16 protein-coding genes and 1 pseudogene are annotated in these 20192 nt (G+C 62.0%); 12 read left to right on the forward strand and 5 right to left on the reverse strand.

The features are described 5' to 3' along the window. Positions 1-31 precede the first annotated feature (31 nt). Together arr and ABID37_RS17290 are read right to left on the reverse strand one after the other, a co-directional pair. Complete coding sequence (gene arr, locus ABID37_RS17285) at positions 32-445, reverse strand: NAD(+)--rifampin ADP-ribosyltransferase (RefSeq protein ID WP_354197012.1); 414 nt, start codon at positions 443-445, stop codon at positions 32-34. Positions 446-765: 320 nt separating this feature from the next. Further along, entirely contained in the window at positions 766-942 is a 177-nt protein-coding gene (locus ABID37_RS17290; protein WP_354197014.1) for a hypothetical protein, read from the reverse strand. A gap of 78 nt (positions 943-1020) precedes the next feature. On the opposite strand from ABID37_RS17290, the gene ABID37_RS17295 reads away from it, so the two are divergent. Next, a complete protein-coding gene (locus ABID37_RS17295) occupies positions 1021-1164 on the forward strand; it encodes a hypothetical protein (protein ID WP_354197016.1) in 144 nt (47 codons plus the stop codon). Positions 1165-1226: 62 nt separating this feature from the next. Here the strand turns inward: ABID37_RS17295 and gcvA are convergent, their stop codons facing one another. Next, a complete protein-coding gene (gene gcvA / locus ABID37_RS17300; protein WP_354197018.1) occupies positions 1227-2132 on the reverse strand; it encodes a transcriptional regulator GcvA in 906 nt (301 codons plus the stop codon). Between the two features lie 151 nt (positions 2133-2283). Between gcvA and ABID37_RS17305 the strand changes: the two genes are divergently transcribed. After that, a complete protein-coding gene (locus ABID37_RS17305; protein ID WP_354197020.1) occupies positions 2284-3210 on the forward strand; it encodes a DMT family transporter in 927 nt (308 codons plus the stop codon). A 139-nt stretch (positions 3211-3349) separates the two neighbouring features. After that, positions 3350-4378: an IS110 family RNA-guided transposase gene (locus ABID37_RS17310; protein WP_354197022.1), complete on the forward strand. Its 1029-nt coding sequence runs from the start codon at positions 3350-3352 to the stop codon at positions 4376-4378. Positions 4379-5388: 1010 nt separating this feature from the next. Here ABID37_RS17310 and ABID37_RS17315 read toward each other — a convergent pair. Continuing rightward, a complete protein-coding gene (locus tag ABID37_RS17315) occupies positions 5389-5562 on the reverse strand; it encodes a hypothetical protein (RefSeq protein ID WP_435521577.1) in 174 nt (57 codons plus the stop codon). Between the two features lie 197 nt (positions 5563-5759). Between ABID37_RS17315 and ABID37_RS17320 the strand changes: the two genes are divergently transcribed. The 3 genes from ABID37_RS17320 to ABID37_RS17330 all read left to right on the forward strand — a co-directional run bounded on the left by ABID37_RS17320 (position 5760) and on the right by ABID37_RS17330 (position 9808). After that, entirely contained in the window at positions 5760-7874 is a 2115-nt protein-coding gene (locus tag ABID37_RS17320; RefSeq protein ID WP_354197024.1) for a ParB/RepB/Spo0J family partition protein, read from the forward strand. A gap of 317 nt (positions 7875-8191) precedes the next feature. Further along, a complete protein-coding gene (locus ABID37_RS17325; RefSeq protein ID WP_354197026.1) occupies positions 8192-9382 on the forward strand; it encodes a DUF932 domain-containing protein in 1191 nt (396 codons plus the stop codon). 144 nt (positions 9383-9526) lie between these two features. Continuing rightward, a complete protein-coding gene (locus ABID37_RS17330) occupies positions 9527-9808 on the forward strand; it encodes a DUF1419 domain-containing protein (RefSeq protein ID WP_354197058.1) in 282 nt (93 codons plus the stop codon). 103 nt (positions 9809-9911) lie between these two features. Here ABID37_RS17330 and ABID37_RS17335 read toward each other — a convergent pair whose 3' ends face one another. Next, entirely contained in the window at positions 9912-11102 is a 1191-nt protein-coding gene (locus ABID37_RS17335) for a DUF1173 domain-containing protein (protein ID WP_354197060.1), read from the reverse strand. A 925-nt stretch (positions 11103-12027) separates the two neighbouring features. Between ABID37_RS17335 and ABID37_RS17340 the strand changes: the two are divergent. From ABID37_RS17340 to ABID37_RS17365, 6 genes and pseudogenes are all read left to right on the forward strand, one after another. Then, a pseudogene (locus tag ABID37_RS17340) lies at positions 12028-12309 on the forward strand (DUF8835 domain-containing pootine); the annotation flags it as partial. Positions 12310-12612: 303 nt separating this feature from the next. Continuing rightward, positions 12613-13191: a hypothetical protein gene (locus ABID37_RS17345; RefSeq protein ID WP_354197028.1), complete on the forward strand. Its 579-nt coding sequence runs from the start codon at positions 12613-12615 to the stop codon at positions 13189-13191. 126 nt (positions 13192-13317) lie between these two features. Continuing rightward, entirely contained in the window at positions 13318-13689 is a 372-nt protein-coding gene (locus tag ABID37_RS17350; RefSeq protein ID WP_354197030.1) for an adenine nucleotide alpha hydrolase family protein, read from the forward strand. A 118-nt stretch (positions 13690-13807) separates the two neighbouring features. Then, positions 13808-13993: a hypothetical protein gene (locus ABID37_RS17355; RefSeq protein WP_354197032.1), complete on the forward strand. Its 186-nt coding sequence runs from the start codon at positions 13808-13810 to the stop codon at positions 13991-13993. A 349-nt stretch (positions 13994-14342) separates the two neighbouring features. Then, entirely contained in the window at positions 14343-18797 is a 4455-nt protein-coding gene (locus tag ABID37_RS17360; protein WP_354197034.1) for a strawberry notch-like NTP hydrolase domain-containing protein, read from the forward strand. A gap of 15 nt (positions 18798-18812) precedes the next feature. Further along, the gene (locus ABID37_RS17365; protein WP_354197038.1) at positions 18813-19853 is read left to right on the forward strand and encodes a DUF7146 domain-containing protein; all 1041 of its coding nucleotides are present in this window, start codon (positions 18813-18815) and stop codon (positions 19851-19853) included. Positions 19854-20192 lie beyond the last annotated feature (339 nt).

Below are 20192 nucleotides of genomic sequence, written 5' to 3' on the forward strand. Positions count from 1 at the left end.
GCAGGGCGGAAGCCGTCGTTCTTCGATCATGTTAGTCGATGATGGCGGCGCCCTCCGACTTCAAGCGGGCTAGGCCGTCCTTCATCTGCTGTAGCCGTTCAGGCGGGTGCCCTTGCCACTTCGTCACTTCGGCAATGACCCGTACCGGGTCGCGAGAGCGATAGGACAGCGTTGGATTACCAGGGAACTTCTTATCCGTCAGGTTGGGATCGTCCTCGATCGGCCCGGTTGGTTCCACGACATAAATCCGTTCCCGCTCACTGCCGGCGGCCAGTTCTGCGCCCCAGATCGCAGCGTCCAGCGTGCCGGCAAAATATACCCAGGATAGCGGATTGGCTTCGGAAAAGTTGGACCGGTAGCCGACAGCAATCAGGTCTCCAGGGGTCAGATCGGCCTTGGTTCCGTGGAAGAACGATTGTGAAAACACGCTGGCAATCGCTGACATTGGCTTGCCTCCTTTTGATGTCAATCGACCCGCTTTCTTGGCACAAGAACCTCGGCTTGCAGCAAGTCCGGCCCTCGGTTGGACAATGAGAGGGGGAGATGCGGCGACTTCTTCCTGGCCAACATCCAGCGACACACTGAGGCGGGCAACAAGCCTGACGTTCGATCTTGATAGGCCATGAGCGGCTTCGATGACATGGCGGACACCAGCACATCGATTGTGAGATCGCAGTCCCTGAAGCGCCAGGCTCCGCCCTTAAGATGATGAAACCAACTTTATTCCCGGTCTATGTGCGGCTGATTGTTGCGACGTCTGGAAAGTCAGTATTTTTGTGAGGAACGTTGGACGAAACGTTCTAATAAAGCGCCACCTAGAGCAGGCAAACATCCGAACATCGCCAGTTGAGGTATCCCGGTAACATCAAATAAGTTCGAGAGGAGAATTGCTATCAGTGCCCCAGCGAAGGCACCGATGATATACGGAAAATAGCTTCTCATCCTACATCTCCCTCTTGATCGCAAAAGTCCCAAAAGCAGTGTCACCTTGTGACTTACTGTACGCGACAGATATGGTTCATGACGACGGCATCTGCAAATGGCTGCTTTCCAGATCATCGCTTCATGCCGCGAACGGCCGAGATCAAGGCCAACCTGCGTGTCGTGATCGTCATACAAGATCGTCTTCTTTTTGAGTTTATCACAACCCTAAAGCTGCGGTGATTTAACTCCTCCCCCAGAGCCAATATGATCCCAGCGAACACCCTGACAACGGGCATGGTGCCTTATAGGGTACCGCGCACGAACGCCCTCACTTCGTCGGCCATCCAACTCCGAAATGCCCGTACCTTCGGGTGATCCTGATTGCCAGGGCTGTAGACAAGATCGTAGCCCCATTCCACATCCAGTCTGGCTTGCGGGAACAGCGCCAGGAGGCGGCCAGCAGCGAGATCTTCGGCGACAAGCACACTCCGCCCCAGGGCCACGCCCTCTCCACGAATGGCAGCCTCGATCGACATGCTGCCGAGCGTGTAGCCTGGCCCCCGAGCCTGCGGGTATGGCAAGCCCATCATAGCGAACCAGCTTTCCCACGTCGTGTTCATGCCGATCTCATGGATCAGCCGGCAGTTGGCCAGGTCTTCGGGAGATCGAAGCCCGCCCATGCGGTCGCGATAGTCTGGCGAACAGACCGGGAAGACGGTTTCATTCATGATGCGCTCGGCCGCGGCGGCGGGATACCCACCCGTGCCATAACGCAAGACGACATCGACATGGCCCGCTGCGAAATCGATCGGGACATCCGTGACTTCAAGCACGATGTCGAAATCCGGATACCGGGCCATAAGCCTGTGAAGACGGCTTGTCAGCCATTTGCTGGCGAAAGATACGCCCGAACTGACGACAAGACGGGTGTCGTCACCCTTACGACGAATGCCGTCCGCCTCCCGGGCGAGCTCGGACAGCAATCGGGTGATGGCGCTGAAGAACGAAGCGCCGGCGTCGGTCAGTTCTATCCTGCGCGTCATGCGCTGAAAAAGCTGGACGCCAAGATCGTCTTCAAGCGCCTTGATCTGGCGGCTCACCGCTCCATGGGTCAGGTGCAACTCCTCCGCCGCCAGCGTCATGCTCAAGCGCCTCCCGGTCGCCTCGAAGGCGCGAAGGGTCTGCAGCGGAGGTAGGCGATCGGGCATCTGACTTCATGCGTGAGATTTCTTCACGCATCCTGTGAGGAATAATGGTTTGCCAGCATGGGCCGTGCGTCTGTAGACATGACACAGACACACACTTTTTGCCAATCCGACCATGACCCGAAACACCCCCGGCGTAGCAGTTCTTTCCCCAATGGCAGGTGCGGCTCTGTCGCCGAAAAACCTGGGGGCGATGTTGTTGCTGGCTCTCATGTGGGGTCTGTCAATCCCGATCACGAAGATCGGCCTTGAGACGATCCCGCCAATCACGTTGACCGCGCTGCGGTTCTTTGTGGCGGTGCCGCTGTTTCTGGCGCTGGCGACTGGTCGGCTTCGTGTGCCGTGGCGAGCCGTCCCCGGCATCGTCGGGCTCGGGGTGATGGGCATCGCCGGAGGGAATGTCACGCAGGCCTTCGGCGTTCAGGGCACATCGGCCTCCGCTGGAACGATCATCTCGGCGACGATCCCGATCTTCGTGGTCGTGTTCGCTGCGATCCGCCTCCATCAGCCTGTTACGGCTCGGCAATGGATCGGCCTGCTCGCGGCCTTCGGCGGAATTGCCCTGGTGGCCGCAGGGAGCGGATCGGGCGTTGACGACATGACAAGGACGACTCTCGCCGGAGTAGCCTGGATGCTGATGTCGGCTGTTATTATCGCGTTTTACTTCATCTGGAGCGCGGAGCTTGCGGAGAAACACGGGGCCTTGCCCGTCGCTGCATGGAATGCACTGGCGGGTCTCGTCGCGGTCCTGCCCCTCGCTGGGTGGGAGCTGGCGCACGCATCTGTGCAGATCACGGCGCAGGCCATCTGGGCCATCGTATACCTGGCCGTCATGGTGACGGTTGCAGGGCTTTTCCTGTGGCTGTATCTGCTGCGGGTGGTTCCTGCCCGGATCGCAGCCAGCGTGCAGTATCTTCAGCCCGTCTTCGGCATTGCCGCTGCAGCCCTCATCTTTGGCGACCGGCTGGGCATGCTGTTCGGGGCGGGCGTCATCCTGATCCTGGGAGGCCTCGCACTGGTCGCCACCAACAGGCGTGCGGTTCGCCTGGCCGATATGGCAAGGGATTCGGGGCAGAGTTAGCTTCCAACGATGCCCCCCCCGCTCTCCGCACACAGAGAGCGGCTTGGCCTGCCTCCCCGGCAGGCCTTTTATGGGATGGCCCGCCCCTCCTGAGAGGCATCGGCTAGGATGCCGGTTGTGGAGAAGAAAGGAGCGAGCCATGAACATTGCTATTCTTGGAATCGATCTGGGCAAGAACCTTTGCAGCGTGGTCGGCGTCGACGATACCGGCGCAGTCGTGCTGCGCCGGCGCATGCGTCATCAGACGATCGTGCAGTATGCGTCGGGCCTGCCGTGTTGCGTGATGGCGATGGAGGCGTGCTGCGGTGCGCACCATCTCGGACGCATTCTGCAGGCGCAGGGTCACGAGATCCGGCTGATGTCACCGGAGTATGTGCGGCCCTATGTGAAGGCCCAGAAGAACGACGATCGGGACGCGGAGGCGATCGCGGAAGCCGCGTCACGACCGACGATGCGGTTCGTGGAACTGAAGAGCCAGGACCAGCTCGACCTGCAGACACTGCACCGAGTGCGGTCCCGGTTGGTGAATGCGCGCAAGACGCTGATCAACCAGTTACGAGCGGTTCTGCTCGAGCGGGGCTACGTCGTCGCCAAGGGGCCGCAACGGCTCGACCGGGCTCTCGACGAGATGCTCGCCGGCGACGATCTGGATATCACCGGCCGGATGCGCACGCTGGTGACCGAGATGCGCAATGAGTGGCGGGAACTCGGTCAACGAATCGAGGCGCTGAACGCCGAGTTCCAGGATCATGTTCGCGAGCACGAGGCGGCTCGGCGCCTGATTGCCATCCCCGGCATTGGCGTGCTCAACGCCACCGCGCTCACGGCCGCGATCGGCGACGGCAGCGCCTTCGGGCGGGGTCGTGACCTCGCTGCCTGGCTCGGGCTGGTGCCCAGGCAGGTGAGCACTGGTGGCAGACCGAAGTTGCTGGGCATCACCAAGCGCGGCAACAAGTATCTGCGCATGCTGTTCATTCACGGTGCGCGGGCGGCGTTACCATCTCTGGCCAAGAGCGCGACGCCGCTCGGCCAGTGGCTGCGCGGCCTCCTGGCGCGTGCCCATCGCAATGTGACCGTCGTGGCGCTCGCCGCGAAGATGGTGCGCATCGCGTGGGCGACACTGCGACGCAACGCAACCTTTGAGCCGGCGCACGGCGCGGCGGCCTGACGAATACGCCTGCCGGCTCCAACGGGAGCGGTTGGCGCACGATCTGCGGGAAGGAAAGAAGATGGCATGACGGTCGATCGGCGTCCCGATATCCTGGTTCAAAAAACGGCACTTCGATGCCGGGCGTTTTATGAGGACCGGGACGTGCGGATATCCATCTTGGCCGCGAGCATGACCTCGTGAGACCGGATACGTTAGAGCAGACCTCTCAAGCCGCCTTCATAAACCCTCTTGCAGACGGGGCGGGCCATACGTTTTTTGAGAGTTGAGGAACATCAAATCTGAGGCCCGCTTCCGGCAGCTTTCACTTCCTGCCACGAACATGGTGAGCTCGAAACCTGCCAGAGACTATCGCACGTGGGCACGATGCTCGAAATCGATTGTTCTCAACCTGAGGTCGCAGTGACGTGACGGGCGAAGTTGTCGAGAACATTCTGACACTGATCTTCTACGGACGGGGTTGGCTCGGCATCGGGGAGGGCGGTTTGCGCCGTGACGGTTTCGAGCTGAGATTCCTTCCGGCGATCGTCGTGAAGAAACGACCATGAATGGTACTTCAAGTTCTGACCCGCACTATCAGTCCTACATTAAAAAGTCCGTCGCCACATGAGGTGGGCATTTTTCCATCGGCCACGGCGGCTTCTGCCTGCACTTCGGCTAGGGGGCCAAGCTCTCCCACTACGATATTGAGGCGGTTAAGGGTGAGCGCGGTCGTTCGCAGCTCAAGTCAAAGTCGTTTGCGCGGCCTCTGAACATCCAATGCCTGGCGGGCTTTCACGATCCGATTCATCGATTCTCCAGCCGTCTTTGCCCTTCTCACATCCAGGAGATCGATCATCGTCGATGTGACCTATTCATGATGCCAACGGACTGCGTGAGGATATTGCCATCGCACTGACGCCATTCCGTGTCAGCTTCGACTAGGAACTTGAGCTTATAGCTCATCGATACCGACCTCGATCTTCTTCTGCCTCTTGCGGGCATCAGCGATCGCGTTCAACTCGATATCTTCAAGCCGATCCGTATGGGCTTCGACGGCTCGCTGCGGGCACACAATAAAAAGCCGGCTCGTTGCGATTGAGGATGGCGACCGGAGAGCCCTTGCCAGCGGCGACAGTTCCCATCGGGTTTCTCTTCAGTTCCAAAACGCTGGCCGTGACCTCGGAGAGGATCATGTGCGGCATCGTGCTCTCCGTAAAATGAGCACCGTAAATAGCACTCGAAACAGGTCTCTTCAAAACATCCTCGGCGCGCTTCCCGCTGGTGCGCGTGCCGGGGCGGCGGTGCGTGCCGGAAAAGAGAGGGGGAGGGGGGAGGGGACGCGTGTGGCGAGCTGAGGTGTCCGGAGAGTGGCTCCGGCCGGCCGCCACGGAGAAACGACATGGCAAGGGCCATCGAGAAAATCACCCTCGATCCGTCCGAAGGGATTCCCTTCGATCTGCTTGATCTCTCTCAGGAGAACGTCCGCAACGTCAAGCTCGGCGTTTCCATCGAGGATCTCGCGGACGATATTGCGCTGCGCGGGCTCCTCATGAGCCTGAACGTTCGTCCGAAGCGCAACAAGGACGGTGAGGAAACCGGCCGCTACGAGGTTCCCGCCGGCGGCAGGCGTTACCGCGCTCTCGAATTTCTGGTCAAGCAGAAGCGAATGGCGAAGACGGAGCCGGTCCCCTGCATCGTCAAGCGCCGCGCCGTCACCTCGATCGTGGACGACTCGCTCGCCGAGAATGTCCACCGCCTTCACCTCCATCCGCTCGATCAGTATCGCGCGTTCCAGCGATTGCGTGAACAGGGTCTCAGCGAGGACGAAATCGCGGCACGCTACTTCATTTCGGTCGCGACCGTGAAGCAGAGGCTCCAACTGGCTTCGGTCTCGCCGCGCCTGCTCGAATTCTACGCGAACGACGAGATGAAGCTCGAACAGGTCAAGGCATTCTCGATCACCAATGACCATGCCCGCCAGGAGCAGGTCTGGGATACGGTGACGAGGTCTCACAACCAGGAGCCGTACTACATTCGTCGGCTTCTCACCGAAACAGCGGTGCGCGCCACCGATCGTCGTGCAGCCTATGTCGGCGTCGAGGCCTACGAAGCGGCGGGAGGTGTCGTCCTGCGGGATCTGTTCGAGGAGGATTACTGGCTTCAGGACCCCGCCCTGCTGGAGCAGCTCGTATTCGAAAAGCTGAAGGTCGATGCCGAGACCGTAAAGGCCAAGGAGGGCTGGAAGTGGGTCCATGAGGCGATCGATTTCCCGTATGGCCACACCTGCGGGCTGCGGCGCTTCTATGGTCAGCAGGCCGAGCTCACCCAGGAAGAACTTGCGCGCTACGATGCGTTGAAGGTGGAGTATGACAAACTCGATGCCGAATATGCCGAGGCGGACGACTATTCCGAGGAAACCGAAATCCGGCTTGAGGAACTCGGCAACGAGATCGATCAGCTCAACGACCGGCCCTATGTCCTCGATCCGGAGGAGGTCGCTCGCGGCGGAGCCTTCATCTCGCTCGGTGCTGGCGGCGAGCTGAAGATCGAGCGCGGCTTCGTGCGTCCCGAGGACGAACCTGACACCGAGGGTGACGAGAGCGATGTCAACGATGGCGGCGATCCTGCATCGGATAGCGAGGGCGACTCGATCAACGGCAAGCAGGCCGATGTCGAGCAGCCGGAGGAGGAGGATGACGAGATCCGTCCGCTCTCCGACCGGCTCGTTGAGGATCTGACCGCCACGCGCACCGTGGCGCTGCGAAACGTACTTGCAAGTGATCCCGCGATGGCCTGGATCGCCGCGCTGCACGTCTTCGTCCTGCAGACGTTCTACCCGTATAGTTCGGACTCGTGCCTGGAGGTTACGGTGCAGAACACGACCTTTGGGCAGACGCAAGGGCTCGGTGAGACGCCCTGGGCGAAGGAGATCGAACAGCGCCAGGATGCATGGGGCCATGACTTGCCGAAGAACCCAGACGAACTCTGGGACTTCCTGGTCGCGCTCGATGAGGCCAGCCGGCAGGCGCTGTTTGCACATTGCGTGTCGCTGTCGCTCAACGCCATCGTTCAGACCTGGAACCGCCGGTCGGCCAAGATTGCCCATGCCGGACAGGTCGCTCGGTCGATCGGGTTCGACATGGTGGAAGCCGGTTGGACTCCGACGGTCGACAACTATCTGGGCCGTGTGACCAAAGCGCATATCCTCCAGGCGGTTCGCGAGGCGCGGGGTGAACAGTCTGCCCAGCTTATCGACCACCTGAAGAAGCAGGATATGGCCCGCGAGGCCGCCCGTCTGCTCGAAGGCAGCGGCTGGCTTCCTGAGCCGCTCCGCTCCGCGGCCGATAAGGCTCCGCTCGAGGACAGCACGGCGGAGGACGTCGATGAGGACATGATTGTGGAAGACGCCGACGTGGATCTCCCAGCATTCCTCGCCGAAGGTGCAGAGGACGAAGACGCCGTTCACGAGAATGGCGGGTGCGAGGAACGTCCTCACCTCGGCGCGGCGGAATAGCCGCCCTTCATCCTCGCAACACCAAGGCCCGGCCCTGCCGGGCCTTTCTGCATTCTCGACACGGAGAGCACGCATGTCCGCATCTCTCATTTTCGATATCGCGCCGCTCGGCTCGCTCGTGGCTTATTGCGACCGAATCGCATCACCAAAAAAGGGCAGCTTGCGGCGGGGCAGCGCAAGGTACCGAAAAGAGGGTCCCCTGCGGCCACCCGTGTTGCGGCAGTGCGCAGGTCCAGCTGCCGCTCCTCCATCTACCTGATCAACCCGGTTGTCGCGCAAACGGCCAGCCGGGCCCTTTTCTTCCAGGAGACATCATCATGAACACCATGGTTTCCCGCCCACGGCCGGGCGGCGGCGGCTTCAAGGTCGACATCTTGCGCGGAGAGCGGATCGGGCGAGTATCGTCAGAGTGGTTCTCCCGGCCCGACGACGAGCGCTATCTTTCGCTGTCCGAACTCTATCGTACCGTCAAGTCGAGGGCCGAAAACGCACGCGCACGGACCGTTGAAAGTGCTGCAATCCGTGTCGAAGCCACCCGCGACAACGCCGAGCGTCTTGCGCTCGTCGTGCCCGGTGAGCGTCAGGCGCTCGCGCCCACGCACTGGAGCTATGGACAGCTATGTAGCCTCGTCGGTGCGCCTTCAAGTTATATGCGCCAGTTACCCGCGCCGCTCGCCGCGATCAACCTCCAGCACGGTCTCCTCAACCAACGTGCCGAACAGGTGAAGACGCTGGAAACGGACGATGGGCGCATCGAACTACGAGCGGTGACAGGTTCCGAATACGGTCGAATCTGGGATCACGAACTCGTTTCGGCGGTGATGAATATTGCCGGGAACGGGACAGGCGACACGATCTGGAAGGTACCCGGCGTTCTCGACTGGTCGAGCATGACCCACAATCCCTTCGTCGACATCACCAAGGACACGACCACCCTTTATGCATCGGACAGAGATGTTTTCCTGTTTCTGGTCGACGACACGCACCCGATCGAAGCCGGCCGCCTTCAGAACGGTGAACCTGATCTGTATTTCCGTGGATTTTATGCCTGGAACAGCGAAGTCGGCTCGAAAACCCTCGGTATTGCAAGCTTTTACCTGCGTGCTGTGTGTTGCAACCGAAACCTTTGGGGCGTCGAAAATTTTGAGGAAATCACCATCCGGCACTCGAAATTTGCAGCCAATCGCTTCGCCCATGAGGCCGCGCCTGCACTGACCAGCTTCGCCAATTCCTCTCCCGCGTCCTTCATCGCCGGCATTCGCGCTGCGCGCGAACGCATTGTTGCACGCAACGATGAAGATCGTGAGAGCTTCTTACGCAAACGCGGGTTCACTAAGGGCGAGACAGGCAAGATCATCGAGACGGTGCTTCAGGAAGAAGGCCGGCCGCCGGAGTCGATCTTCGATTTCGTCGCCGGCATCACTGCGCATGCCCGCGGAAAGACGCACCAGGACACCCGGCTCGAGCTCGAAGGCAAGGCCCGGAAGCTGCTCGAAAGTGCGGCCTGACCGCCGATCGTCAGCCACCTTTTCAACCCGATCCCATGCCGTCGCGCGGCCGAACCCGCCCTTTTGTACGTTGCAGAGGCGTTGCCATGTTTCATCATCATTCTTTCTGAAAAATTCTACGCCCCTATCGCGTCGCGCTGGGTGATGTTCACTCGTGAACCGTCACACACCCAGGCGCCATTCGACGGGGATCGCATCGGCGGCAGAATCCATGTCGGTGAGTGGTTTGAGGTCGATCAGGCTTCGTTTGACGAAATGCGGAATGTCGGGCGGCCGCTTTTCCTCCGCCCCGGCACCTTTGTATTGTCTGCCTTCAATACGGACAACGTCGTGTTCCTGTTCCCCCATGACGATCATGTGTCATGCCTGCTGGTTCTTTGGCCACTGCGACTTGTCGGTCTTGGGCAGTGTCGTAATGTTGCGTAACGCGATCATGGCCAGAGAAACCGGACCTCGTTCCGATGACCTGTCGTGCTGTGAACGTTCATCCGGCACGTCTAGGCTGACCGTGCGGTCTCGCACGCCAGTATCATGGCAGCCGCGGCATCTCTCCTTCCGCCACCCGCCAGACCCAGGGCTTGATCTCCGGCCTTGCCTCGATCATGTCGGCAAGCGCATGCTCATACTCCTCGCTCGCGCCCGCAGGCACGATGAACATCGCAATCGGGGCCGGCTTCTGCTCGGGCAACGTCACCGACACGATCGGCTGGTCGCGCGTCAGGTTGAAACGCAACCCCTTGACGCTCTTGCGCTTGAGGCCGCTCAACCGTTCCAGCAGCCGCAATTCGTCGAGCGTCTCGAACGGAATCCAGTGCTCGTTGACGACCATCAAGGCGATTTCCTCGACCGAGGCGATGCCTGCGCTCGAAATCCCGAACGTCGCAATGACGATCAGATGGAACGCCTCGTTGGACCGCCAGAGTTCCAGTTCAGCCTCATATCGCGCGGCAAGCCGCCGCCACGCACCGTCCTCGACCATCAGCGCAAACGGCAGATGCCGGATCGCGATCTTGTGGCCTTCCCTCGCAGTGGCGAACTCCTTGACCTCACCCACCATCAGCATCAGCTTGCGCGGCCCGGATCCGGTCGTCTGAACACCTTTAAGGGCGGCGGCGCGCCGCGCGGAAATTCCGTCCTTGTCGTCTGGATGAAATACCTCGGGGACGAAAAGGATGTCGCTCAACGGCCCGCCCCTTGCTGTCATTTGCGATGCCGCGTTGATGAGGCTGTTGCGGACCCTGACCCAGCCACGCTTGCCGGCCCATGTTGAACGCCATTCCGTCAACTCGCCGGCTTCCCAAAGATAATGCAGCATCGCCCGCAGTGAGAGCTTCCTGACTTCACTGTGGATGCTCGACTCCGACGGTTCAGCCGGAATGCTCGGCGCGGCACGCGGGCCTCGCTTGGTAAGGGTGAAGTCCAGCTTCAGGTCGGCTTTGCCGCTCGCGTCGATCTGAATTGCGTTGCCGATCAGGGGGCCAAGCCCCGATAGTTCATAAGGCGGTTCATAAGAGGGGCAGGCCGGATCGTGATCGCGACCTGACAGCGGCATGCGCTTGACGAGATGCTGCCCGTCCAACCGTGCGATATACATCGGAACGGGTGGTTCCTTGCACATGCACAGCGGCCGAAGCCGCTGCTCGTAGGCGTGGAGCAGGGCATCTCGAAATTCGGCTGAATCCTCGTCTAGCGCCCGCTCGCCAATTCTGAACCTTCGCATCCCCAACTCCTCATCATTCCCGCCGGAGGGATACATTCCGCCGGACTTCTATCAATCAATTTTAGCACGAATATACCTTTATACTATCCGATGCAGGACAGTATAGCCTTCCCGTGCGGCCAGGCCGTGAAGGGCTGGGCTGGGCCGGCGGTGCCGGCGCTGGCCGCCAGAGGAAGAGGGCCGTTCCGGTTGGAGGCGGGACAGGAGTTGGAGGAGAGGCCTTCAACCGCCCGCGCAGGAGCTTTCGACATGATCAGCCACCTTCACGCGAACACTATGCATTCGAGCCTCCAGCTACCGGACGTCTGTGCGTGCGACCTTGCCGCTTCGCCAGGCGCTGCCCCTCGGTTTTCGGTCACGTGCACTGGCGAGACGGTCTACGCCGAGGACATCCGGCGGGTTATGTATTCCCCCTGCCTTTCGACGGCCGGCCTTTGCTTTTTGGATCATCCTGTCCCCGCTATGGGATCGGTCTTCCTTACGGTTAACTCACTGCCCAAGCTTTACAATAGGGATGTTGCTTGGCGTCCCACGACGGGATTTCCGTGTTCCGCATGATGAGAGATGCGGTCGGGGTGGGTGCCCTTTATGCGCCGGGGCCATTGGTGTCCGCTGCGGGGCTGCTGTTACCCCGTTTCGTCCGCTCCCGTTGATGTTGCGATCTTCGGGGTCGCAGCCCAAGTCGTCGTGTCAGCCATCGGTTACGACGGTCATTGCTAACGACGCGTTATATCGAGAGTTCAATCGTTCACCCGTCCGACCTTCGCCTCGCCCGAATTCCGTCGATGGCTGAGGTCTTTCTTGGGCTTCTCTCTCGGCTTCGCACAGCGTCGTTACCGATGCTGCACGCGAGAGATGGCCACAGAGCTAGACACTGCTCATGGACTCATTAGTCACTCCTTTCATGCGACTCAGACGTCGCACCCAGCGACGGAATTTCTACCAGCTCCGCGCCGAGGTCAGCCATCGCGGCCACTACTATCATGAATACTGCATGGCGATCTCGGTGGAGCGCGAAAGCCCGACCTATCAGGTCATGACGGCGGACGCCGAGGAGGTCGTGATCGAAGCGCTGCGCGATCTCGCCCGCTGGCTCTACCGGCAGCTCGACCACGAATACGCGTATCTGACGTCGGATGAGGCCGTCGACGAGGTCATCGTTGCAAACGCCTACACCTTCACCGAGGCGGGCCGTCGCTTCGGCTGAACGACGCGTCGGCAGTTCTTCCGCCACCAATTTTTCTCGAACGCGCCCGGTCCTGTGCCGGGCGTCTTGCTGTCTGGAAAGGCAAACCGATGATTTATCCCGTCACAAAGATCACGACCTATCCGTCGCTCTCACTCGCTGACATCACGCCGCTCGAATTGTTCGTCCTGTCGAACGTGCTCGATTGCAACAAAACCCATGACACGCTCAGGTCCGAGAAACCCACTCCGGGTGCCGCGCCGGGCCCTGATTGCAGCTTTCGATGCATCGCCTCGAAACAGCGCAAGTCTGCTCCGGAGCTTCGTGGAAAGCCGCATTCTCGCCCGTCTCCCGGCCGGCGATGTGAACCCCGAAGTCATGATCGAGATCGACCTCAGCACATTTCCGTGGCAATTCATCGTGCAGGACATCCTGGCACGATCCTCGACCGTGCGCGAGCTTGTCGTGATCCAATGGATGAACGATCCTACGCAGCGGCCGGATGGCTTCGGCGCGAGCGTTTCGCTGATAACCGACAAGGCGATCCATCACGCGACGAGCGATGACCTGCTGACGCATTTTCGCGGCCGAGACAGTCTGATGCCGGCAGGTGCAACCGCCGCGACCGGGGACGCCGGCCGGCATGGTCGGCTGGTTTCCACCCGCATCGAGGACTATGGGGCTCCGTCGCGCGCATTGGAGACGGCGACCTGCATCTGGGAAGCGATGCTTCATTTCAAGAAGCTTCACGCAGCGCCCCCGCCATCATCCCGAAGGACGAAATCGCTGTTATCGATTCCGATTTCATACTGGCTCTTGTCGAGACACTTCTGTGGTCGGCCGATGGCCCCTATCGTGAGGGCGAACCCGAAGAGTTCCTCGACGACCTGGCGACCGCGCTGAAGCGTGGGCGATAGTCCGTCCACCACAGCCACTCGCAATCCCGCAGCCATAATTCCGGCTGCCGCAACGCGCCGAGGCCCGCGCGGCTTCGAATCCGCGCGCGCCTGCCCATCAAGGAACCTCGATATGCTCAGGAAACACACCAGCCGGCTCCCGCCGGCGGGACGCCGCCGCTTGTTATCCGCGCTGAAGGGACGATTGCTCGCAGCCTGTTTCGGCGCGGGCGTCGACTCGACGGCAATGCTGGTTGCGCTCTACCTCGCCGGCCTGCAATCGGACATCATAATGTTCGCCGATCTTGCGGCTGAGAAGCCGGAGACCATGGCGCATCTCGAGCGCATGAATGCGGTCTTCGCATCGTGGGGATGGGGTGATCAGACCGTTCCTGCCGCCGCCGAATGGCAGCGCGTCAAGGCAAAGCAGGCGCTGAACGCAATAGCGGCGCGCTTGAAACGCCCGCCCGCCCGTATCGACGCCAGCCGTTTTGGCGGTCGATGATCTGATCGGGTTTCGAACTGCGCGACTTTGTCGGAGCCGATGGGGCATGAGGCCGCAATATGCTCATAACAAAGCGGAACTTCTCAGCCATCATGAATTCGTCGAACGGAGAAAAAAGATGACCTTCCTTGAATGTCATGGCATTTCCGTCCTCGCGGCGGCGGTCATTACCTATCCGCTCGAATGGTTCTTCTGCCCGAGCCTTATTGTCATTTCGATGCTCGTTGCTCTTCACTATGTCTTTCTGCGGCTTTTGTTTGGATGTGGGCAGAGCACGCCTGCCGAACATGACAACAGGTGCTAGTATCCGCTCCAACGCTCGCAGATGCGTATGAGCGTCCCGCTTCAATTGTCGCTTCGAAGCCAGTCGCCACAAGGACGCTGATCTGACTGAGGCAGAAGCTGTCCGGCCGGGCGCACGAAGCCTGTTGTGCGTTCGGCCGCACAGTCTCAGTTACCTCGTAGCGCCACGATCGTGCGCATGCTTTTCGCGCACCAAATTTCCCCCTCAAAGCTGAAACGTCACCACCGCTGACGTTCTGAACCCGTAAATGTCGCGCCAGAGGCAGAGAGGGGACCGGGAAGGGTTGGCCCGGCGGGGTTGGAGAGCGCCCGGGCGGGCCGTCCCTTTCCTGCTCTCGACAGGGTTTCCCATGAACGTCATTCCTTCACCGGCCGCGAATGCGGCCGCCGTTCCCCTCGTGTCTTCCGACCGCGCCAGCCAGCTTCTTGAGGCTGCGACAGCGCTCGCCCCGCTTCTCGAACGCGGCGCCGCCATCGGCGCGGCCGATCTCCGTACCGTCCTGACCAATGCCTTCGGCGGCAGCGATGCGGCAGGCTTCTGGACGTGGAAGGACGCCTATGAAGCGGCCGAAGCCGCACAGGTCCTGTTCCTGCGCAAGTTCGGTAAGGCGATCACGAACCGCGCCGACGGCCAGCACGCTGTGCTCGCCATGCTGGAAAAGATCGCGTCCCTGATCCCGACCCATACGCGCCGATCGGAGGAGAGCCAGGCGCTGCAGCAACTCTCAACACCGATGCCGCTCGCCTACGTCGCGACCCGCGCCGCTGGCATCCTTCCCGACGATATCGTCCTCGAACCGTCCGCTGGCACCGGCCTGCTCGCCATCTTCGCCGAGCAGGCCAATGCGCGCCGCCTGTCCCTCAACGAATACGCTCCGGTCCGCCATTCGCTTCTCGAACAGCTCTTCACCAGGGCGACCGTGACGCGGCACGACGCGGCCCATATCGACGACTATCTCGATCGCGCGGTCCGACCGACCGTTATCGTAATGAATCCCCCGTTCTCGGCGGGCATACACGTCGAGGGTGTCGTGGCCGACGCGGCGTGGCGTCATCTGTCGGCCGCGTTTGCACGTCTTCAGCCGGGCGGCCGTCTGGTCGCGATCACAGGGTCCGGCCTTTCTCCCGACAATCCGAAGTGGCGTTCCGCCTTCGTCCGCTTGCAGGAAAACGGCACGGTCCTGTTCAGCGCCGGGATTGCCGGCAACGTCTATGCCCGCCATGGCACGACGGCGGAAACGCGCCTGACGGTCATCGACAAGATCGCGGCCGACGATCCAAAGCAGCTGATCGCGTCGAAGGGCGTCGCGCCAGACCTGCAAACACTTCTCGGCTGGGTAACAGGTCTTCCGCCCCGCTCTCCGTCGACGGCACCGAACTCCATCGGCGCCCTGTCGAACGGCATCCTGCGCGGTCTCGCCGCCAAGATGGCCGCGCGCAAAGCCTCAGGCACCATGCGACCGGCAGCGATCGCCGATCGCGCCGCGCGCGTCTCGCCATCGCGGCCGTCGCCCTCGCGTTTGACCGCATTCGTCGATGACGAGATCGTCGAACTTTCCTACGAGCTGCGGGATGCCGCGCCGAAGGAAAATGGTGGCGCGGCCGACGGGATCTACGAGCCCTACCGGCTGCAATCGATCCATATCCCCGACGCCAAACCCCACCCCGACAAGCTGGTCGAGTCGATCGCGATGGCCTCGGTGGCGCCGCCGAAGCCAACCTATCGCCCGCATCTGCCGAAGCGCGTCATCACCAGCGGGTATCTGTCCGACGCCCAGCTCGAGAGCGTTGTCTATGCCGGCGAGGCCCATTCGGGATACCTCGCCGGTCACTGTACGGTCGATGCCTCCTTCGACAATCTGACCGCCGTCCCGGCCGACACCGAAAACGCCGTGCGCTTCCGGCGTGGCTGGTTCCTGGGCGACGGGACCGGCGCGGGCAAGGGTCGACAGGCTGCCGGGATTATCCTCGACAATTGGCTGAAGGGACGGCGCCGCCATGTCTGGATCTCCAAGTCCGACAAGCTGATCGAGGATGCCCAGCGCGACTGGAGTGCGCTCGGCCACGAGAAGCTCCTTGTCACACCGCTGTCGCGCTTCCGGCAGGGCAGGCCGATCCCGCTCAGGGAAGGCATTCTCTTCACCACTTTCGCGACGCTGCGCACCGATGAGCGGGAAGGCAAGCGCTCGCGTGTTCAGCAAATCGTCGACTGGCTCTGCGAGGGCGATGACAATGACGGTGCGATCGACGAATCCAAAATATTCGATGGCGTCATCATTTTCGACGAAGGCCACGCCATGGCCAACGCCGCCGGCGGCAAAACCGACCGCGGTGACAAGGCAGCCTCGCAGCAGGGCAGGGCGGGTCTGCGCCTGCAGCGCGCGCTGCCCGACGCCCGCGTCGTTTATGTCTCCGCCACGGGGGCGTCCGAGGTCGAATCCCTTGGCTATGCCGAGCGTCTCGGTTTGTGGGGGAGCGCCGATTTCCCGTTCCCGACGCGCTCGGAATTTATCGCGGCGATCGAGGACGGCGGCGTTGCCGCCATGGAGGTGCTCGCCCGCGACCTCAAGGCCATGGGCCTTTATGCCTCGCGCTCGCTGTCTTTCGAAGGCGTCGAATACGACATCCTCGAACACGAGCTGACGCCGGAGCAGGTCCCCATCTACGATGCCTATGCCGAGGCCTTCCAGGTCATCCACAATCACCTCGACGCCGCCATGGAGGCGGCCGGCATCACCGGCCAGAGCGGGACGCTGAACAAGCAGGCCAAATCTGCGGCGCGTTCGGCCTTCGAAAGCTCCAAGCAGCGCTTCTTCAACCATCTCCTCACATCCATGAAGACGCCGTCGCTGCTGGCCGCGATCGAAAAGGATCTGGAGGACGGCCATGCGGCGGTCGTCCAGCTCGTCTCGACCGGCCAGGCACTGACCGAGCGCCGTCTTGCCCAGATCCCCACCGAGGAGTGGGGCGACCTTCAGGTGGACGTGACCCCGAGGGAATACGTCATCGATTATTTGATGCACTCCTTCCCGACCCAGCTCTTCGAGGAGTTCTCGGACGACGAGGGCAACGTCACCTCGCGGCCCGTCTATGATGGCGGAGGCAATCCCGTGATCTGCCGTGAGGCCGAGCGCAGACGTGACGAACTGGTGGAGCGTCTCGGCAGCCTGCCGGCAATCCCGACCGCCCTTGACCAGATCGTGCAGCATCTCGGGACGGATTGCGTCGCGGAGATCACCGGCCGCTCGCGTCGCATCGTCCGGCGCCGTGACGGCGGTTCCATCGCGCGCTTCGGTGTCGAAAATCGTCCCGGTAGCGCCAATCTCGATGAGGCGCGCGCCTTCATGGATGACGAGAAGGGCGTTCTCGTCTTCAGCGAAGCGGGTGGGACGGGCCGCTCCTATCACGCGGATCTCGCTGCCAAGAACCAGCGCCAGCGGCTTCACAATCTGCTCGAAGCCGGTTGGCGTGCCGATGTGGCGATTCAGGGGCTCGGGCGAAGCCATCGCACGAACCAGAAGCAGCCACCACGTTTCCGCATGGTCGCGACCAATGTGAAGGCGGAACGGCGGTTCCTCTCGACCATCGCGCGGCGTCTAGACACGCTTGGTGCGATCACGCGGGGCCAACGCCAGACAGGCGGCCAGGGCATGTTCCGCTCCGAGGACAATCTCGAATCCCACTATGCCCGCGATGCGCTCAGGCAATTCTATGGGCTGCTCTATCAGGGCAAGATCGAGGGCTGCTCGCTGGAAAGGTTCGAAAGCATCACCGGTCTCACGCTGACCTCGGAGGAAGGCGGTCTCAAGGACGAGCTGCCGCCGATCCACACCTTCCTGAACCGGATGCTGGCCTTGACCATCAACATGCAGAACCTGCTGTTCGAGGCCTTCGAGCAGCTGCTGGCCGCCCGCATCGAGGGCGCGATCGCGGCCGGCGTCTACGACAAGGGGCTGGAGACCCTGTCGGCGGAGCGCATGATCGTGAAGGAACGCAAGCTGGTCTATACGCATCCGGTCACCGGCGCGCAGTCGCATCTGCTGACGATCGAACGCCTGGAGCGCAACAGGCCGATGGCGCTGGCCGATGCACGCAGGCTGGCCGCGCACGATCCACGTGTGAAGCTGATGATCAATGGCAAATCCAGGCGTGCAGCGGTCATGATCCCAACGCGCTCGATCATGCTCGACGACGGGACGGTCCAGCCATGCGTTCGACTCTACCGGCCCATGGACGAAATGCGCTACGAGGTTCGGCAGATCGAAGAGACGAGCTGGGAAGAAGCCGATGAGCGCACCTTCGCGGACGCCTGGGAGAGCGAGGTGGCGGACACGCCCGAATATTCGACATCGACGCTCCATGTCGTCTCCGGGCTGCTCCTGCCGATCTGGAAACTGCTTCCGCAGGATTATTGCCGTGTCTACCGCCTTGAGACCGATGAAGGAGAGCGGATCGTCGGCCGCAGGATCGCTCCGTCCAACCTGATGATGCTGTGCCGGAATTTCGGCATTGAGCAGACGACCGTCATCAGCCCGGAACAGGCATGGAAATCGCTGCTCGACGGCACGTCGATCATCGGCCTCGCCAGCGACATGACGCTGCGCCGAGTCATGGTCATGAACGACTACCGGATCGAGCTCTCCGGCTTTTCCGACGGCATGCGCGACTGGTTGCGGTCGATCGGCCTGTTCTCCGAGATGATCAGCTGGAAGCTGCGCTTCTTTGTACCGGCGACGAGCGAAGGTCCGGCGATCCTGTCGAAGCTGATGCAGCGGCATCGCCTGATCGATGTCGTCAGCCGGTGACGATGGAGAACGACCATGTTGTCCGCGTCACAGTTGGCGGACCGTCTCGCCGAAGATGCCGAGGCGGTCTGCCGTCATTATCTTTCCTCCGGCCGAAAGGCCGGCAATTACTGGATCGTCGGCGATGTCCTCAACTCCAAGGGGCGGTCGCTCTATGTCCATCTGGCTGGTCCGCGTAAAGGCCGGTGGGCGGATGCGGCGACCGGCCAGTACGGCGATCTGCTCGATCTCGTGCGCGAGACCTGCGGGTTGATTGACTTCCGCGACGTTGCCGACGAGGCGCGGCGGTTCCTGAACGAGCCCAGACCCGAACCGGCGTCGTCCCGCAGGGGCGACGCCCCGGGCGATTCCTCGGCCAGCCGGCCGCCCGCGGAACGGGCGAGGCGGCTTCTCCGCATGACCCATCCGCTCGCCGGCACGCTGGCGGACCGGTATCTGCGCCAGCGTGGAATCCCGGGCGCGTCCCTTCATCCGGCGCTGCGGTTCCATCCGTCCTGCTACTATCGCGATCTCGCAACCGGCCGCAGGACGTCTTTCCCTGCCCTGATCGCCACCGTGACCGGCCCCTCGGGTGCAATCACCGGCGTGCACCGGACATGGCTCGATCCGGACGGAGGCGGCAAGGCGAAGGTCGAGGATCCCCGTCGTGCGCTTGGCGGCCTGCTCGGCAATGCCGTGCGCTTTCGTTTTCCTGTCAACGACCCCGTTCCGGTCATGGCGGCCGGCGAGGGGCTCGAAAGCATCCTGTCGCTCTCGCACGTCATGCCCGGCATGCCGATGGTCTCGGCGCTGACGGCCAATCATCTCGCTGCCTTCCGGCTCCCTGCCGGCTGCCAGCGCGTCTACATCGCTGCGGATGCCGATGCCGCCGGCCGGCATGGCATCGAGGGATTGAGCCGGCGCGCGCAGGCGCTGGGCATCCTTCCGCTCGTGCTCTCTCCGGAGTTGGGCGACTTCAACGAGGACCTGCGTCGTCTCGGTTCGGCCAGGCTTTCCGATCACCTGCGGGCTCAGCTTGCACCGGAAGACGCCTGTCTGTGCGTGCGTCTCCCGTGACGGCGCACGCAGGTACCCAGCCCGCGATGCATCTCAGACGCAGCCCGCGTCCGCTCGGATCCGGCACGATCCCATCTCTTCGAAGGCGCGCAGCAGGATCTGTCAGGCGCGTGAGCATCGCTCCCCGTTCCTGCATACCTCCTGTCGCGCCGGGACGTCATGCCGGTCCCGGCATTGCCGCCTGGGGCCCTGCCGCGCGAGACTGAATCGGCTGTCAGCATCACCATCGCGGCAATGCCGCCCGCGACCATCGCGACGTTCCTTCCGCTCCGCCGTTTCCTTCTCCCCGCCCGAGGTGTCCGTCCGCATCTGCGCTGACGCGGATGCGAGCGGCCGGCA

It is taken from the genome of Aquamicrobium terrae, from assembly GCF_040545735.1.
Lineage (GTDB): Bacteria > Pseudomonadota > Alphaproteobacteria > Rhizobiales > Rhizobiaceae > Mesorhizobium > Mesorhizobium terrae_A.

Coding starts and splice junctions, on each gene's coding strand:
- arr (WP_354197012.1), bottom strand. CDS start 445: ATGTCAGCGATTGCCAGCGTGTTTTCACAATCGTTCTTCCACGGAACC.
- ABID37_RS17290 (WP_354197014.1), bottom strand. CDS start 942: ATGAGAAGCTATTTTCCGTATATCATCGGTGCCTTCGCTGGGGCACTG.
- ABID37_RS17295 (WP_354197016.1), top strand. CDS start 1,021: ATGACGACGGCATCTGCAAATGGCTGCTTTCCAGATCATCGCTTCATG.
- gcvA (WP_354197018.1), bottom strand. CDS start 2,132: ATGCCCGATCGCCTACCTCCGCTGCAGACCCTTCGCGCCTTCGAGGCG.
- ABID37_RS17305 (WP_354197020.1), top strand. CDS start 2,284: ATGGCAGGTGCGGCTCTGTCGCCGAAAAACCTGGGGGCGATGTTGTTG.
- ABID37_RS17310 (WP_354197022.1), top strand. CDS start 3,350: ATGAACATTGCTATTCTTGGAATCGATCTGGGCAAGAACCTTTGCAGC.
- ABID37_RS17315 (WP_435521577.1), bottom strand. CDS start 5,562: ATGCCGCACATGATCCTCTCCGAGGTCACGGCCAGCGTTTTGGAACTG.
- ABID37_RS17320 (WP_354197024.1), top strand. CDS start 5,760: ATGGCAAGGGCCATCGAGAAAATCACCCTCGATCCGTCCGAAGGGATT.
- ABID37_RS17325 (WP_354197026.1), top strand. CDS start 8,192: ATGAACACCATGGTTTCCCGCCCACGGCCGGGCGGCGGCGGCTTCAAG.
- ABID37_RS17330 (WP_354197058.1), top strand. CDS start 9,527: ATGTTCACTCGTGAACCGTCACACACCCAGGCGCCATTCGACGGGGAT.
- ABID37_RS17335 (WP_354197060.1), bottom strand. CDS start 11,102: ATGCGAAGGTTCAGAATTGGCGAGCGGGCGCTAGACGAGGATTCAGCC.
- ABID37_RS17350 (WP_354197030.1), top strand. CDS start 13,318: ATGCTCAGGAAACACACCAGCCGGCTCCCGCCGGCGGGACGCCGCCGC.
- ABID37_RS17355 (WP_354197032.1), top strand. CDS start 13,808: ATGACCTTCCTTGAATGTCATGGCATTTCCGTCCTCGCGGCGGCGGTC.
- ABID37_RS17360 (WP_354197034.1), top strand. CDS start 14,343: ATGAACGTCATTCCTTCACCGGCCGCGAATGCGGCCGCCGTTCCCCTC.
- ABID37_RS17365 (WP_354197038.1), top strand. CDS start 18,813: ATGTTGTCCGCGTCACAGTTGGCGGACCGTCTCGCCGAAGATGCCGAG.